16 protein-coding genes and 1 other annotated feature are annotated in these 15,747 nt (G+C 54.1%); of the genes, 9 read left to right on the top strand and 7 right to left on the bottom strand.

Annotation, left to right across the window (positions count from 1 at the left end; translation table 11 throughout):
* The first annotated feature begins 37 nt into the window (after positions 1-37).
* The 3 genes from rplS (at position 38) to PGS10_RS22135 (ending at position 2,382) form a co-directional block, all read left to right on the top strand.
* Positions 38-385, top strand: a complete 348-nt coding sequence (gene rplS / locus PGS10_RS22145; protein ID WP_002914145.1) for a 50S ribosomal protein L19 — start codon at positions 38-40, stop codon at positions 383-385.
* A gap of 120 nt (positions 386-505) precedes the next feature.
* Positions 506-955 (top strand): DUF2946 domain-containing protein, encoded by a 450-nt coding sequence (locus PGS10_RS22140; protein WP_047078493.1) that lies wholly within the window; start codon positions 506-508, stop codon positions 953-955.
* Positions 956-1,011: 56 nt separating this feature from the next.
* Positions 1,012-2,382 (top strand): PepSY-associated TM helix domain-containing protein, encoded by a 1,371-nt coding sequence (locus PGS10_RS22135; protein ID WP_047078492.1) that lies wholly within the window; start codon positions 1,012-1,014, stop codon positions 2,380-2,382.
* Positions 2,383-2,387: 5 nt separating this feature from the next.
* Here the strand turns inward: PGS10_RS22135 and PGS10_RS22130 are convergent, their stop codons facing one another.
* From PGS10_RS22130 to PGS10_RS22120, 3 genes are read right to left on the bottom strand one after another with little or no spacing between them, the layout of a single operon-like run.
* Entirely contained in the window at positions 2,388-2,867 is a 480-nt protein-coding gene (locus PGS10_RS22130) for an OmpA family protein (protein ID WP_045395099.1), read from the bottom strand.
* A 12-nt stretch (positions 2,868-2,879) separates the two neighbouring features.
* A complete protein-coding gene (gene dgcN, locus PGS10_RS22125) occupies positions 2,880-4,103 on the bottom strand; it encodes a diguanylate cyclase DgcN (protein ID WP_047078491.1) in 1,224 nt (407 codons plus the stop codon).
* A complete protein-coding gene (locus PGS10_RS22120) occupies positions 4,096-4,605 on the bottom strand; it encodes a YfiR family protein (RefSeq protein WP_026612240.1) in 510 nt (169 codons plus the stop codon). The genes dgcN and PGS10_RS22120 overlap by 8 nt, the downstream gene beginning before the upstream one ends.
* Before the next feature lie 343 nt (positions 4,606-4,948).
* Between PGS10_RS22120 and aroF the strand changes: the two genes are divergently transcribed.
* The 3 genes from aroF to PGS10_RS22105 all read left to right on the top strand — a co-directional run bounded on the left by aroF (position 4,949) and on the right by PGS10_RS22105 (position 8,091).
* The gene (gene aroF, locus PGS10_RS22115) at positions 4,949-6,019 is read left to right on the top strand and encodes a 3-deoxy-7-phosphoheptulonate synthase AroF (RefSeq protein ID WP_047078490.1); all 1,071 of its coding nucleotides are present in this window, start codon (positions 4,949-4,951) and stop codon (positions 6,017-6,019) included.
* Between the two features lie 9 nt (positions 6,020-6,028).
* Positions 6,029-7,150 (top strand): bifunctional chorismate mutase/prephenate dehydrogenase, encoded by a 1,122-nt coding sequence (gene tyrA / locus PGS10_RS22110; RefSeq protein ID WP_015703194.1) that lies wholly within the window; start codon positions 6,029-6,031, stop codon positions 7,148-7,150.
* Positions 7,151-7,218: 68 nt separating this feature from the next.
* Entirely contained in the window at positions 7,219-8,091 is an 873-nt protein-coding gene (locus PGS10_RS22105) for an SMP-30/gluconolactonase/LRE family protein (RefSeq protein WP_047078489.1), read from the top strand.
* Here the strand turns inward: PGS10_RS22105 and pheA are convergent.
* The 4 genes from pheA to bamD all read right to left on the bottom strand — a co-directional run bounded on the left by pheA (position 8,088) and on the right by bamD (position 10,856).
* On the bottom strand, positions 8,088-9,248 hold the full coding sequence (gene pheA, locus PGS10_RS22100; RefSeq protein ID WP_045395094.1) for a bifunctional chorismate mutase/prephenate dehydratase: 1,161 nt from the start codon (positions 9,246-9,248) through the stop codon (positions 8,088-8,090). The genes PGS10_RS22105 and pheA overlap by 4 nt on opposite strands.
* A gap of 25 nt (positions 9,249-9,273) precedes the next feature.
* Positions 9,274-9,398: a sequence feature (Phe leader region), on the bottom strand.
* Positions 9,350-9,397 carry a pheA operon leader peptide PheL gene (gene pheL / locus PGS10_RS22095; protein WP_100279143.1) on the bottom strand — a complete coding sequence of 16 codons (48 nt, stop codon included), beginning with the start codon at positions 9,395-9,397 and terminating at the stop codon, positions 9,350-9,352. It overlaps the preceding feature by 48 nt.
* Before the next feature lie 112 nt (positions 9,399-9,510).
* Positions 9,511-9,846 (bottom strand): ribosome-associated translation inhibitor RaiA, encoded by a 336-nt coding sequence (gene raiA, locus PGS10_RS22090; protein ID WP_002914111.1) that lies wholly within the window; start codon positions 9,844-9,846, stop codon positions 9,511-9,513.
* Between the two features lie 272 nt (positions 9,847-10,118).
* The gene (gene bamD / locus PGS10_RS22085) at positions 10,119-10,856 is read right to left on the bottom strand and encodes an outer membrane protein assembly factor BamD (protein ID WP_015370268.1); all 738 of its coding nucleotides are present in this window, start codon (positions 10,854-10,856) and stop codon (positions 10,119-10,121) included.
* A 131-nt stretch (positions 10,857-10,987) separates the two neighbouring features.
* On the opposite strand from bamD, the gene rluD reads away from it, so the two are divergent.
* The 3 genes from rluD (at position 10,988) to clpB (ending at position 15,399) form a co-directional block, all read left to right on the top strand.
* On the top strand, positions 10,988-11,968 hold the full coding sequence (rluD, locus tag PGS10_RS22080; protein WP_015370269.1) for a 23S rRNA pseudouridine(1911/1915/1917) synthase RluD: 981 nt from the start codon (positions 10,988-10,990) through the stop codon (positions 11,966-11,968).
* Positions 11,965-12,696, top strand: a complete 732-nt coding sequence (yfiH, locus tag PGS10_RS22075; RefSeq protein WP_047044442.1) for a purine nucleoside phosphorylase YfiH — start codon at positions 11,965-11,967, stop codon at positions 12,694-12,696. The genes rluD and yfiH overlap by 4 nt, the downstream gene beginning before the upstream one ends.
* A 129-nt stretch (positions 12,697-12,825) precedes the next feature.
* The gene (clpB, locus tag PGS10_RS22070) at positions 12,826-15,399 is read left to right on the top strand and encodes an ATP-dependent chaperone ClpB (protein ID WP_015703191.1); all 2,574 of its coding nucleotides are present in this window, start codon (positions 12,826-12,828) and stop codon (positions 15,397-15,399) included.
* The last annotated feature ends 348 nt before the right edge of the window (positions 15,400-15,747 follow it).

Here is a 15,747-nt window from a genome sequence, read left to right as displayed (position 1 = left end):
CCCCAATATCAGTTTACCCAGGATAAGAGATTAAATTATGAGCAACATTATTAAGCAACTTGAACAAGAACAGATGAAGCAGGACGTACCTTCCTTCCGTCCGGGTGATACCGTGGAAGTGAAAGTATGGGTTGTTGAAGGTTCCAAAAAACGTCTGCAGGCATTCGAGGGCGTGGTTATCGCTATTCGTAACCGCGGTCTGCACTCTGCATTCACTGTTCGTAAAATTTCCAACGGCGAAGGCGTTGAGCGTGTCTTCCAGACTCACTCTCCGGTAGTTGACAGCATTGCTGTTAAACGTCGTGGTGCTGTACGTAAAGCTAAACTGTACTACCTGCGTGAGCGTACCGGTAAGTCTGCTCGTATCAAAGAGCGTCTTAACTAAGATTCGCTTTCGCGACATCCTGATAGAAAGGGCTGGCCGGATGGCTGGCCCTTTTTTTATCTAAATTTTAACTATTTTGATGTAAATCAATTACAATATCGCCCGGATTTCGGAGGGGCGGTGAACGGCACTATTTTCTCACAACCAGCATTTCAACGGCGGGCCGCCTGGCTGGCGCTGTTTGCGATCCTGCTGATCGTGGTGGCGCCGCTGATCTCCGTTTCGCTGCAGAAAGATCCCATGAGCGCAATGCCGGGCATGCATCATGTTATGCCGATGGGCGAGTCTCATGATGGGATGTCCGGGCATGAGATGACCATGATGCACGGCGCTGACAGCGCGTCACAGCCGGCGCATAGCATGCCGGTTGATCACGCCGAAGCCTGCGGCTATTGCGTGCTATTAGCGCACGTACCGGGGCTGCTGTTCGCGCTGGCGCTGTTCTTCGCCATGATCCTGCGGCGCATTCGCCTGCCGGCTTCTCGCCCGGTATTAAAACACTGGCACTACTTCCCCTGGCTCTACCCTGAAACCCGTGCGCCGCCGCGGCTGTCTGCTTTTTCCCTTTAATAAAAATGAATCTGCGTACTGCGCAACGACCTCTTTTGCTTTAAAAAAGGAAGAGTATGACAACCTGCACCTCGCGCGCGGCATGGTTAAACCTGCTGCGGCGCCTCCATTTCTATATTGGTCTGTTTATTGGACCATTTATCTTTGTCGCGGCCTTGACCGGCACGCTGTATGTCGCCACGCCGCAACTGGAAAACTGGCTGTACCATGACGCCTTACAGGGTTCGCTCAACGGCGAAAGACAGCCGCTTAGCGCGCAAATTGCCGTCGCCAAAGAGGCTACGCAAAACAACCTCCGCCTGCAGGCCGTGCGCCCGGGTATTACCGCCGGCGAAACGACGCGGGTGATGTTTGCCGACCCGCGGCTGGGGGAATCAGAAAACCGGGCTATTTTTGTTGACCCGGTGACGCTACGGGTCAAAGGCGATCTGACGGTTTACGGTACCAGCGGTATTTTACCGCTGCGCCAGTGGATTGATTACGCGCATAAATCCTTGCTGTTGGGTGACAGTGGCAGGCTGTACAGCGAACTGGCGGCCTCCTGGATGTGGGTTGCGGCGTTGGGCGGTATTGCGCTATGGGCGATGACCCGTCCGAAGCGGCGTATAAACAATCGGCTGCAAAATACCCGCCGTCTGCACGTGACGCTGGGCTGGATGTTGCTGGTTGGCATGTTGCTGTTTTCCGCCACTGGCTTAACCTGGTCGCAGTGGGCGGGCGGTAACGTCGATAAGATGCGCGCCGCGTTTGGCTGGCTAACGCCGCAGGTCAATACGCAACTTCATGGCGGGGAGGCGATGCCGCCCGATCCGCATGCCGGGCACCACATGGCGCATATGGCAATGGATGAGCCACAGGTGAAAGTGACTGCGGATCGGTTCGATAGCGTATTGCAGGTGGCGCAGGCCGCAGGGCTGACGGCCAGCAAGCTGGAGATCCGGCCGCCCAAAAGCGCGGGGATGGCGTGGACGGTGAATGAAATTGACCGTAGCTGGCCGACACGGGTCGATGCGGTGGCCATTGATGGCGAGACGTTACAAGTCGTGGATCGTACCCGCTTTAGCGATTTCCCGCTGATGGCTAAGCTGACCCGATGGGGCGTCGATTTTCATATGGGTTTACTGTTCGGGTTGGCTAACCAGTTGCTGTTGGTGGCGTTCGGGGTGGCTCTGTGCGTCATGATCATCGTCGGCTATCGCCTGTGGTGGATCCGCCGTCCGACGCAGAGTGCGTTTAATCCAGCACAGACGTTGGTGCAAGCGTGGTTGGGGTTAAGTGTCGCCGCCCGGGCGCTTGCGCTGCTAATCGCGCTCCTGCTCGGGCTGGCGGTGCCGCTGATGGGCGTCAGCCTCGCGGCGTGCCTCGTGGTTGATTACCTGCGCTGGCGCGCGGCTTCAGCGATGAGGCTGGCTAAATCGGTAGACTAACCTGCTTAAGGCGTGCTGATCACCACGGTAACGCGGCGGTTTTCAGCACGGCCTGCAGCGGTATCGTTGCTGGCGATGGGGTACTTTTTACCTAATCCGCGGGTGGTTAGATTACTGCGCGGGATTTTCGCGCCTTCAGCCCAGGCATCCGCCACGCTGTTGGCGCGCTTTAATGACAGCGCTTCGTTGTAGCTGTCTTCGCCGTAGTTATCGGTATGACCTTCAAGACGGCTATGGGTAATACCGGTCTCAGCTAACCGTGCGGCCATACTGTGGATTTGCTGCTGGCTTTCGGGACGCAGGCGATAGTCGTTTTTGTCAAACAGAATGCTGTCAGACAAACCTAAAGACCAATCACCAGCGGCTTCGGTAAAGCCGTAAGACTTCATTGCTGCGACCTGTTCTTTAGAGAACTTACCTGGCGCCTGGCACCCGGTGAGGAGAAATGCAGCCAGAAGAGTGGGTGCAATAAATTGCCTGAGCATAGTAATTCCTTCTTATTTTTGTGTGTGATGAAAACGCTGGTTTTTCATCCGATACATATTCTGATCGGCCAGTTCCTGCAGCTCCTCCACCGAGGTGTGCTCCCAGGTCAAAGCATAGCCAATACTCAGAGAGAGCGTTGCCGTGTGGCCATTGTGAAGGTTGAATGGCTGGAGAAACTGTTCGGACAGCGTTGCGCAAAGCGCCTGGACTTCGGTTTCTGTATGCACATCGTGCAATAAAATGGCGAATTCATCGCCGCCCAGACGCCATGCCTGGTGTTGGTCGCCAACGAATGCCATCAGGCGGCTGGCGACCTCAATAAGGACTTTATCGCCGGCGGCGTGTCCCCAGTTATCGTTAATGAGTTTGAAATTATCGCCGTCAAGAAACAGCAGCGCCGAGCTATGGCGTGCCGCGTCATCGTCCATCAGTTTACCGATGACGTTGCGAAACGCCGCGCGATTCGCCAATCCCGTTAGTGGGTCATGTAACGAGCTGCGCAGCAGTTGCGCATTTTTTGCCTGCAGCTGACGCTGCCAATCCTCCATTTCTCCGAGCAGGCTATTGAAGTCCTGGGCGAAGAGATGGAATTCCTCAATACGTTCTTCCGGTACACGGCGCGAGAAATGGCGGTTTTCGCGGATATCATGTACCACTTCGGTAATACTTTGCAGCGCGGTGACAATACCGCGGTGCAGAGAATGGGTGAGCATCAGGGCGATAACGGACGCCAGCAGAATACTACCGGTCAATACGATCAGCGAAACACCGAGAAAATGACTGATTAACCGATCGAGCGCCTTCAGACGAAGCTCACCGATTATTTTTCCCTGATGCCAGATTGGCTGGACAGTCGGTTCAGGAAACAGCCATTTACTAATATAACCACTGAATTTTTCGTTTTTAACTAAGGCGTCATTACTCCAGTCGGCGAAATGACGCTGACGGCTGTCCAGAAGCGTGGCTTCGGAAAATTGCCCCTGTCTTCCAAGCGTCGCCAGCGTATCTTCTGCGGCGGTGGCATCGCCAAAAACCAGTGCCGCTTCGAGGCTGCGGCCCATGGTTGCCGCGGTGAGCTCAAGATTTTTTTGCGCGTACTGTTTTAACGTGATGACAGAGGCGGCGCTGAGCAAAAGCCAGACCAGCGTCATCGAAATCACTACGCTTATCATGCTGATTCGGCGTAACGCGTTTTTGAAAGTGGGGCGCGGGGCCTGAGAAAAATCCTTATTCATGTGATTTCTTCCGGGCAAGCATCAGTACGTCCGGATTGACCCGTACACCGCTATGCGTCAGGACATCCAGATTAACGGAAAACCTCACCCTATCGTCATTTATGAGCAAGCAAAAAGCGCTGCCAAAAGAGCAATCGGTATTTTGTTCCGCTATGAGTAATAGGGGACGGGAGCCATATTTTTTTGTTAATGCAGACTGCTGATCCGGGGTTTCACTGCCGAAATACAAACCGTCGCAGCTGGCCTTTAGGGCTTCCTGTGAATTTCGAACTATCACCGGTTGATAAGGTAAATTTTCCGGCGCTTCCTGAGCCAAACTGCGGATATATCGGGAGGTGGAAAAAACGCATAACTTCGGCGGGCCGGATAAATTTGGCCAGCGCGTATAAGTCACAATCCCCGAAACTATGGCGCGAACGTTCTCAGATGTCTCAGCGGCAAAAGCGGGAACTCCCGCGATGAGCAAAAAGAAAAGCAAAAATAGACGGTAAAACTCTTTCATTAACGGGTCCGTCAAATCGTTATTGCACGGGAAACGCAGTTCGCAGTTGCCTGAGCGGAGAATAGCATTATTGGCAAAAAGCGTCATTAGCTGCCCCGGCCGCTTTGAGATAATCCTTACCAGGAATTTTAGTAAAGGAATGAGTAAAGCGCGGCGGCAAAAAGAGTCTTTCGTCATGTGTACATTTATATGAACAGTTTGCGGGCAATCCGATGCCAATTATTTTGCTAGTGTAAATTAAAGTTTACGTAATATGGATTGATATCTTTACTTTATATGGTATGGTTACGTCATGCCCGCTGAGGCAACAACTATCGCAAACGAGCTATACAGGATCGCCATCATGCAAAAAGACGCGCTGAATAACGTACATATTACCGATGAACAAGTTCTGATTACCCCGGATCAGCTGAAAGCCGAATTCCCGTTAACCGTGGAGCAGGAAGGACAGATCGCGCATTCCCGCCAGACTATTTCCAACATTATTGCCGGCCGCGATCCGCGTCTGCTGGTAGTCTGCGGTCCTTGCTCAATTCACGATCCGGAAGCTGCTATCGAATATGCTCGTCGATTTAAAGCCCTTGCCGCAGAGGTCAGCGATAGCCTCTACCTGGTGATGCGCGTCTATTTTGAAAAGCCCCGTACTACCGTTGGCTGGAAAGGGCTGATTAACGATCCGCACATGGATGGCTCGTTTGATGTTGAAGGCGGTCTCAAGATCGCGCGTCGCCTGCTGGTTGATTTGGTCAATATGGGCCTGCCGCTGGCGACAGAAGCGCTCGATCCTAATAGCCCGCAGTACCTTGGCGATCTGTTCAGCTGGTCCGCTATCGGCGCGCGTACCACCGAATCGCAGACCCACCGTGAAATGGCATCCGGTCTGTCGATGCCGGTTGGTTTTAAAAACGGTACCGATGGCAGCCTGGCGACGGCGATCAACGCCATGCGCGCCGCCGCCATGCCGCACCGTTTTGTCGGCATCAACCAGGCCGGCCAGGTTTGCCTACTGCAGACCCAGGGGAATCCGGATGGTCACGTCATTCTGCGCGGCGGCAAAGCGCCTAACTACGGCCCGGAAGATGTTGAGAAGTGCGAAAAAGAGATGGCGCAGGCGGGACTGAAACCGTCGCTGATGATAGATTGCAGTCATGGTAATTCCAATAAAGACTTCCGTCGTCAGCCGGCGGTTGCGGAATCCGTCGTCGCGCAGATCAAAGATGGCAACCGTTCCATCATTGGCCTGATGATTGAGAGCAATATCCACGAAGGCAATCAGTCTTCTGAGCAGCCCCGTTGCGATATGAAGTATGGCGTATCCGTCACCGATGCCTGCATCAGCTGGGAAACTACCGATGCACTGCTGCGCGAGCTCGATAGCGATCTGCGCGGACATCTGGCGGCACGTCTGGGTTAAGAGGATTGTATGGTTGCTGAACTGACCGCATTGCGCGATCAAATTGATGAAGTTGATAAGGCGCTGCTTGATTTGCTGGCAAAGCGCCTGGAGCTGGTGGCGGAGGTTGGCGAGGTTAAGAGTAAATATGGCCTGCCGATTTACGTACCGGAACGGGAAGCCGCGATGCTGGCTTCCCGCCGCGAAGAGGCGGCGGCTCTAGGCGTGCCGCCGGATCTTATCGAGGATGTTCTGCGTCGGGTGATGCGCGAATCGTATTCAAGTGAAAACGACAAAGGCTTCAAAACGCTGCATCCGAATCTGCGCCCGGTGGTCATTGTTGGCGGCGGCGGGCAGATGGGACGTCTGTTTGAGAAGATGCTGACGCTGTCTGGCTATCAGGTGCGGGTACTGGAAAAAGAAGATTGGCCGCGGGCGACAGAGATTGTCGCCGATGCCGGGATGGTTATCGTCAGCGTTCCGATCCATACCACAGCAGAGACGATTTCGCGTCTGCCGCCGCTGCCGGCGGACTGCATTCTGGTCGATCTGGCTTCCATCAAAGCCGAGCCACTGCAGGCGATGCTGGCGGCGCATAACGGCCCGGTATTGGGATTGCACCCGATGTTTGGCCCGGACAGCGGCAGCCTGGCGAAACAGGTAGTGGTTTACTGCGATGGGCGTCAGCCGGAAGCGTACCAGTGGTTCCTTGAACAGATTCAGGTCTGGGGGGCGCGACTGCACCGCATCAGCGCCGTTGAGCACGATCAGAACATGGCGTTTATTCAGGCGTTGCGTCACTTTGCCACTTTCGCCTATGGCCTGCATCTGGCCGAAGAGAACGTTCGTCTTGAGCAACTATTGGCGCTCTCTTCGCCGATTTATCGGCTGGAGCTGGCGATGGTGGGGCGTCTGTTTGCCCAGGATCCGCAGTTGTATGCCGACATCATTATGTCGTCAGAAAATAATCTGGCGTTGATTAAGCGCTACTACCAGCGTTTCGGCGAAGCGATTGGCCTGCTGGAGCAGGGCGATAAACAGGCGTTTATCGACAGCTTCCGTAAAGTCGAACACTGGTTTGGCGATTACGCCCAGCGCTTCCAGAGCGAAAGCCGCACGCTGTTGCGTCAGGCGAATGATAATCGACAGTAAGTCCGCTAAACGTGTATACAATAAAGCCAGAGGGGTAACCCGCTGGCTTTTTTTATAGGGATGAAAAGATGGCTCAACCGCAACCGCTGTTTGATTACGTCGGGCACCTGCCGGAATGCCCAACCTGGAGCGATGCCGAGCAGGCACTGTACTGGGCGGATATTCTGGAGTGCGAAATTCACCGCTACGATACACGCAATAAAGAACACCAGGTCCTGCAATTTCCCGAAGAAGTGGGCTGCTTTGCTCTGCGCGAGAAGGGAGGTTTTATCGTCGCCTTACGTAGCGGTATCTGGCTTTGTGATGCCCGTGGTCTGCTGCAACGCAAAATCTGTGATAACCCAAGTAACCCGGATCTCGCGCGTTTTAACGACGGCGGTACCGATCGGGATGGCCGTTTTTACGCAGGGACCTTCTGGGGGCCGGGGGATTACAATGGCGCGCTGCTGGTGCGTATTGATAACGACCTGACGCCAAAGGTGGTGCAGTGCGATATTCATGGTGCTAATGGTCTGGCGTTTAGCGACGATAAGCGCTGGATGTATACCTCCGATACGCCGAACGCGGTGATTTACCGCACGCCGCTGGATGAGCAGGGCGAGCCGGGCATACGGGAAGTGTTTCGTCGTTTCCATCCGGGAGAGGGGATCCCTGACGGTGCGGCGGTTGATGAAGAAGGCTGTTACTGGAGCGCGATGTTTGACGGCTGGCGGATTGCCCGCTTTTCGCCGAACGGAGAACAACTGGAAGAGTATCGCGTGCCGGTGCGTTGCCCCACGATGGTGTGTTTCGGCGGCGCGGACATGAAAACGCTCTATATCACTACCACCCGGGAAAATATGGACGCCGACGAAGTGGCGCAATATCCGCTTTCCGGCGCCATCTTCACCCTGCCGCTTGCGGTGGCAGGGATGAAGAAACGGCAATTTATTGAACGTTAAGCCGGGTCGACCGGCACGACGTTTTCGCTCGGGTAACAGCCCAGTACTTTCATCGAACGGGTAATTTCGGCCAGCTCTTTTAAGGCTTTACGTAGAGGAAGGGATTCCAGGTTGGCCTGAATATCCAGATAAAACATCTCTTCCCACGGGTTACCGTGGATTGGGCGCGATTCCAGCTTGCTCATGATCAGGTTGTGGTTACGCAGCACCAGAAGCGCTTCAACCAGCGCGCCCGCCTGTTGGCCGGTGGCGATTAACAACGTCGTTTTCGCCGGCACCTGATCGGATACGTTCACCGCTTTACGCGCCAGCACCAGGAAACGAGTGATGTTTTGCGTCTGGTTAGCCTGGCAGTGCTCCAGCACCTGCAGCCCGTACAGCGCGCCGCCGGCTTCGCTACCCAGCGCGGCAACGGTGGGAGATTTTGCCTGCGCGACTTTTTCCATCGCCGCCGAGGTGCTCTCGGTGTACTCGATTTTCCAGTGCGGATAGCGGCTTAAATACTGGCTGCACTGCTGGAACGGCTGCGGATGACTATAGACGGTCTCGATCTTATCGGCGTCCGTTGAGGACGAAACGAGCACACAGTGATCGATTGGCAGCGTCAGTTCGCCAACGATCGACAGACTGGTGTGCTGCAGCAGATCGTACACATCGTTGATCCCGCCGGAGCTGGTGTTTTCGATCGGCACGACGGCGTAATCGGCCTGACCGGTTTCGACCTGCTCAAAGATATCGGCGAATTTCGCGCAGCCGCTTTCGATAAATTGCTCAAAATGACGCGCGGCGTACTGGCGCGCGGCAAGATGTGAGTACGAACCTTTAGGCCCCAGGAAGGCGATACGTGCGGAGTGGGGGTTAATCTTATTAAGATGCTGCTGCAGTAGCGCCTGTTGGGTAAGAACGGAGTCTTCAATAATCAGCTGGAACAGGCGGGTAATGTAGTGGGCGTCCAGATGATGCTTTTTGCCAAGCGTCATTAAACGCTCCAGCAGGTCGCGTTCGCGGTCGATATCGCGTACCGGACGGTGCGATTCCAGCTTCGCTTTCCCGACTTCCACCGCCAGGCCGCGGCGTTCGGCCAGCAGCGCGAGCAGTTTTTCATCCAGGGCGCTTATTTTGTCGCGCAGGGCCAGTAATGGGTTTTCCTCGGTCATAATTGTGTTGCCTTTCTTGTTATCAATAAAAAAGGCCTCCCGCGTGGGAGGCCTTGTTATTCGTCTTCGCATTCTTTCTTATACGACGAACCGCCTCCCAGTCAGGGGAAGGTAAAAAAGAATGCGAAGAAGAACGGGAGTCGTTTCACGATGAATTCCTTAGGTTAGTGTGGATTACAGTACCTGTACTGTTTTCATCCTGTCAATAAAAAACGAAAAACGCGCCCGAAGGCGCGTGGCATGACACAACTTAAGTTAAGGATTACTCTTCTTCTTCCACAAAGCCTGCCTCTTTCACCGATGTGGCGGCGCGGCGGGCTTCCCCTTTGTGTTGCACTTTATTCAGCTGCCGTTCCAGCTTGTTGATCAATTCGTTAATGGCGGCGTACATGTCTTCATGACGCGCGCTGGCAACCAGATGACCGTTCGGCGTATTGATGGTTGCGTCAGCAATAAAACCCTGCGGCTCCTTAGAGAGAATGATGTGCGGGTTGATTAAATGAGTTTGCCACTTATCCAGTTTGGCGAGACGGTCTGCGACATGCTGGCGGATTGCCGGAGTAATTTCCATTTGTTTACTGGTAATGTTCATTGTCATAAATTTTACCTCTTGTCTTTCCCGTCTTGGTGAACCCAGCATACCTCGCCCAATGTCAAAATGTGTGATCTAAATCACATTTAAATGTCACTTTTTGTCAACGAATTCATTTTGTGAGACAGGACAGGAACGGATGAGATTTTACTTGTCGAAATGAAGAAAGGGGGCCATATTTGATGAGTTAACTCGGCGCTAAACCGCTTCAGCGCTGGTGTTCATTGAATAAAAAAACGGCAGCAGCGTGGCTGCCGTTTTGCTTTCTGCTATCACCCTCAGGTGTTTTTGCCGTTGGCGGCGATGATTTTGGCGACTTTGTCAGCCTGCGCGTTCATTTGCATCTGACGATAGGCGTTTTCCATCTTCGGCAGCGCATCGCGAGTGGCCTGTGTATCCGGGTAGTTACGCAGCATACCGTCAACGCGGTTCACAACGGCAACCCAGGCGCCGCGGTCGGTGTAATAATCCACCACCGATAGCTCATACTTCGCCAGACGATCTTTCAGGAACACCAGACGCTTGTAGGCGTCAGTGGCGTACTGGCTGTTCGGATAACCGCGAACCAGCTTCGAGAAATCATTGAATGCGTCGCGAGCGTGCTGCGGGTCGCGGTCGGAACGATCGACGCCGAAGAAGCCCTGCAGAGCGCTGTCATCGAGGGCCATGTTAGTCAGGCCGCGCATATAGATGACGTAGTCAATGTTTGGATGCGTAGGATTCAGACGAGCGAAACGATCGATTGCGGCCTGAGCCAGCGGCAAATCGGCATTTTTGTAATACGCATAAATCAGGTCCAGCTGTACCTGTTGGGAGTAAGGACCAAATGGATAGCGATTATCCAACGCTTCCAGTTGCGTTATTGCCTGTTTCCAGTTACCGTCCTGCAACTTTTGCTGGGCGGTCGCGTAAATTTCATTCGGCGGATTATCAGGCACCTCCTCCTTTGAGCCAGAGCAACCCACCAAAGCCAGGCTCAGTGTGGCTGCTGCCACCAGGTATTTCATGCGCGTCATGACGTTTTGACTTCCTCAAAATGTTTATGCGGGAGAATCTCTGTTCCTGCTCCCGATTAAGACCAGCTACAATAGCACACTATATTAAACGGCAAAGCCGTAAAACCCAACGTTAAACGAAGAAGCTGTATATGGCACAACGAGTACAACTCACCGCAACGGTGTCCGAAAATCAACTCGGTCAACGCTTAGATCAGGCTTTGGCCGAATTGTTCCCGGATTATTCACGTTCGCGGATAAAAGAATGGATCCTTGACCAGCGCGTGCTGGTAAACGGCAACGTCATCGACAAGCCGAAAGAAAAAGTTTTTGGCGGCGAGGCCGTCTCTATCGATGTTGAGATCGAGGAAGACGTGCGTTTTGAACCGCAGGATATTCCGCTCAATATCGTCTATGAAGATGACGACATCCTGGTCATCAACAAACCACGTGATTTGGTTGTGCACCCCGGTGCGGGCAACCCTGACGGTACTGTGCTGAATGCGCTGCTGCATTACTATCCGCCCATTGCCGATGTACCGCGCGCGGGAATTGTCCACCGTCTGGATAAAGACACCACCGGCCTGATGGTCGTGGCGAAGACTATTCCGGCGCAAACGCGTCTGGTCGAGTCGCTGCAGCTGCGCGAAATTACCCGCGAGTATGAAGCGGTGGCCATCGGCCACATGACCGCTGGCGGTACGGTTGAAGAACCGATCAGCCGTCACCCAACCAAGCGCACGCATATGGCGGTTCACCCGATGGGGAAACCGGCGGTGACCCATTACCGCATTATGGAACATTTCCGAATCCACACCCGTTTGCGCCTGCGTCTGGAAACCGGCCGTACCCACCAGATTCGCGTGCATATGGCGCATATCACCCATCCGCTGGTGGGCGATCAGGTTTACGGCGGCCGCCCGCGTCCGCCGAAAGGGGCATCGGACGAGTTCATCAGCGCGCTACGCAAATTCGATCGCCAGGCATTGCACGCGACGATGCTGCGTCTGTATCACCCAATTACCGGTATTGAGATGGAATGGCATGCGCCGATCCCGCAGGATATGGTGGAACTGATCGACGCCATGCGCGCCGATTTTGAAGCCCATAAGGACGATATTGACTGGTTATGACAAAGCTGATTGTTCCGCAGTGGCCAATGCCGAAAGGCGTGGCGGCCTGTAGTTCTACTCGTGTGGGCGGCGTGAGCCTGCCTCCGTATGACTCGTTGAACCTTGGCGCCCATTGCGGCGACGATCTCCCGCATGTCGAAGAAAACCGCCGGCGGATGTTTGCCGCTGGCGGATTACCCTCTTATCCGGTGTGGCTGGAGCAGGTGCATGGCACCACGGTACTAAAGTTGGATGGCGGGCCGTACGTGTCAAAACGCGCCGATGCGTCATACTGTAATACGCCGGGTACCGTTTGTGCGGTGATGACCGCGGACTGCCTGCCGGTGCTGTTCTGTAACCGCGACGGAACCGAGGTGGCGGCAGCGCACGCCGGATGGCGCGGCTTATGTGAAGGCGTACTGGAAGAAACGGTCGCCTGCTTTAATGATAAACCGGAAAATATCCTGGCCTGGCTTGGTCCGGCAATAGGCCCTGAGGCGTTTGAAGTCGGTGCGGAAGTGCGCGAGGCTTTCATCGCCAAAGATGCCCAGGCGGAGAGCGCCTTCCGTCCTGCCGGTGAAAAATATTTTGCTAATATCTATCAATTGGCTCGTCAGCGCCTGGCAAACGTCGGCGTGGAGCAGATTTTCGGCGGCGATCGTTGCACTCTAAGTGAAAAGGATGATTTTTTCTCTTATCGTCGCGACAAGACCACAGGTCGTATGGCAAGTTTCATTTGGCTGATATAACCTAGAGAATCAAGACGATCCAGAAGGCAAACTTATTTTTCACATAGTTCAGGTCTTTAACCTTGAATAATTGAGGGATGACCTCATTTAATCTCCAGTAGCAAATTTGACCTGTTTATGGGAGGAGTTATGCGTCTGGATCGTCTTACTAATAAATTCCAGCTTGCTCTTGCCGATGCCCAGTCGCTAGCACTCGGGCACGACAACCAATTCATCGAACCACTTCATCTAATGAGCGCCTTGCTGAATCAGGAAGGGGGATCGGTACATCCTTTATTAACCTCGGCGGGTGTTAACGCCGTGGCGTTACGCAGCCAAATCGAACAGGCGTTGAGCCGTTTACCGCAGGTAGAAGGTACCGGCGGCGACGTGCAGCCGTCTCAGGATCTGGTGCGTATTCTCAATCTTTGCGACAAGCTGGCGCAAAAGAGAAAGGATAACTTTATTTCGTCAGAACTGTTCGTTCTGGCGGCGCTTGAATCACGCGGTACGCTGACCGACCTGCTGAAATCTGCCGGAGCAACAACCGCCAATGTGACTCAGGCGATTGAACAAATGCGCGGAGGTGAAAGCGTGAACGATCAGGGTGCCGAAGACCAACGTCAGGCATTGAAAAAATTTACCGTCGATCTGACCGAACGGGCCGAACAAGGCAAACTGGACCCGGTGATCGGCCGTGATGAAGAGATCCGTCGTACCATCCAGGTACTTCAGCGCCGTACTAAAAACAACCCGGTACTGATTGGTGAGCCCGGGGTGGGTAAAACGGCAATCGTCGAAGGACTGGCGCAGCGTATCGTCAACGGCGAAGTACCTGAAGGGCTGAAAGGCCGTCGGGTATTGGCGCTGGATATGGGCGCGCTGGTGGCCGGGGCGAAATATCGCGGCGAGTTCGAAGAACGTCTGAAAGGCGTGCTGAACGATCTGGCGAAACAGGAAGGCAACGTTATCCTGTTTATCGATGAGCTGCACACCATGGTCGGCGCGGGTAAAGCCGACGGCGCGATGGATGCCGGCAACATGCTGAAACCGGCCCTGGCGCGCGGTGAACTGCACTGCGTCGGCGCCACCACCCTTGATGAATACCGCCAGTACATTGAAAAAGACGCCGCGCTGGAACGTCGTTTCCAGAAAGTGTTCGTCGCTGAGCCGACGGTAGAAGATACCATCGCGATTTTGCGCGGTCTGAAAGAACGTTATGAACTGCACCACCACGTGCAGATCACTGACCCGGCCATCGTGGCGGCGGCGACCCTGTCGCATCGCTATATTGCCGACCGTCAGTTGCCGGATAAAGCTATCGACCTTATCGATGAAGCGGCATCCAGCATCCGTATGCAGATCGACTCGAAGCCGGAAGAGCTGGACCGTCTCGATCGCCGTATCATCCAGTTGAAGCTGGAACAGCAGGCGCTGAAGAAAGAGGCCGATGAAGCGAGCCTGAAACGTCTCGATATGCTTAATGAAGAGCTGGCGGACAAAGAAAGCCAGTATTCGGTGCTGGAAGAAGAGTGGAAAGCGGAAAAAGCATCACTCTCCGGTACGCAGACTATTAAAGCCGAGCTGGAACAAGCCAAAATTGCCATCGAACAAGCACGACGTCTTGGCGACCTCGCGCGGATGTCCGAACTGCAATACGGTAAAATTCCGGAGCTGGAAAAACAGCTGGCGGCAGCCACTCAGTCTGAAGGCAAAACGATGCGCCTGTTACGTAACAAAGTAACAGATGCCGAGATCGCCGAAGTGCTGGCGCGCTGGACCGGTATTCCGGTGGCGCGCATGATGGAAAGCGAGCGCGAAAAACTGCTGCGTATGGAGCAGGATCTGCATCACCGCGTCATTGGCCAGGATGAAGCGGTTGAAGCGGTATCCAACGCCATTCGCCGTAGCCGCGCCGGATTGTCTGACCCGAACCGGCCTATTGGTTCGTTCCTGTTCCTCGGCCCGACCGGGGTGGGTAAAACCGAGCTTTGCAAAACGTTGGCTAACTTCATGTTCGACAGCGACGACGCGATGGTGCGTATCGATATGTCCGAATTTATGGAGAAACACTCCGTCTCGCGTCTGGTCGGTGCGCCTCCGGGATATGTGGGTTACGAAGAGGGCGGGTATCTGACCGAAGCGGTTCGTCGTCGTCCTTATTCCGTCATCCTGCTGGATGAAGTGGAAAAAGCGCATCCGGATGTATTTAACATTCTGCTGCAGGTGCTTGACGATGGTCGCCTGACCGACGGGCAGGGGAGAACGGTCGACTTCCGTAATACGGTTGTCATCATGACCTCTAACCTCGGTTCCGATCTGATTCAGGAACGTTTCGGCGAGCTGGACTACGGTCATATGAAGGATCTGGTGCTTGGCGTGGTTAGTCAGCGCTTCCGTCCGGAGTTTATCAACCGTATTGATGAAGTGGTGGTCTTCCATCCGTTGGGTGAAAAACACATTGCTTCTATTGCGCAGATCCAACTGCAGCGTTTGTATAAACGTCTGGAAGAGCGCGGCTATGAAGTGCATATGTCCGATGAGGCGCTGAAGCTGCTGAGCGAAAATGGCTACGACCCGGTATACGGTGCGCGTCCATTGAAACGTGCCATCCAGCAACAGATAGAGAACCCGTTAGCCCAGCAAATCCTGTCTGGCGAGCTGGTTCCGGGTAAAACCGTCGAGCTGGTGGTGAAAGACGACCGTATCGTGGCAGTGCAGTAAGTCACAAAACGACAAAAACGGGCCCTCTGGGCTCGTTTTTGTTTAAAAACCAGGCAAGAATTAAAGTCCAAACGATGATTTGGTTGAAAAGTGAGCGCTTGGATTGTTTTTTTGAATTTATGCTTGTCACTTCAGAATTACTCCCTATAATGCGCCTCCACTGACACGGAACAACGGCAAACAAGCCGCCGGGTCAGCAGGGTTTCAGCAGTAAAATACGACGCTGAAAGCCGACAGAGAAAAGCGAAATAAGCGCTTGACTCTGAATGAGGAAAACGTAATATACGGGACCTCGCAACGGTGAGCTGAAAGCCGCGTTGCAACTGCTCTTTAACAATTTATCAGACA

This window comes from Klebsiella sp. 141153 (assembly GCF_032601995.1).
Classification (GTDB): Bacteria; Pseudomonadota; Gammaproteobacteria; order Enterobacterales; family Enterobacteriaceae; genus Klebsiella; species Klebsiella aerogenes.
Note: the sequence above shows the minus strand (reverse complement) of the source record. Positions and strands in the feature narration are given on the sequence as shown.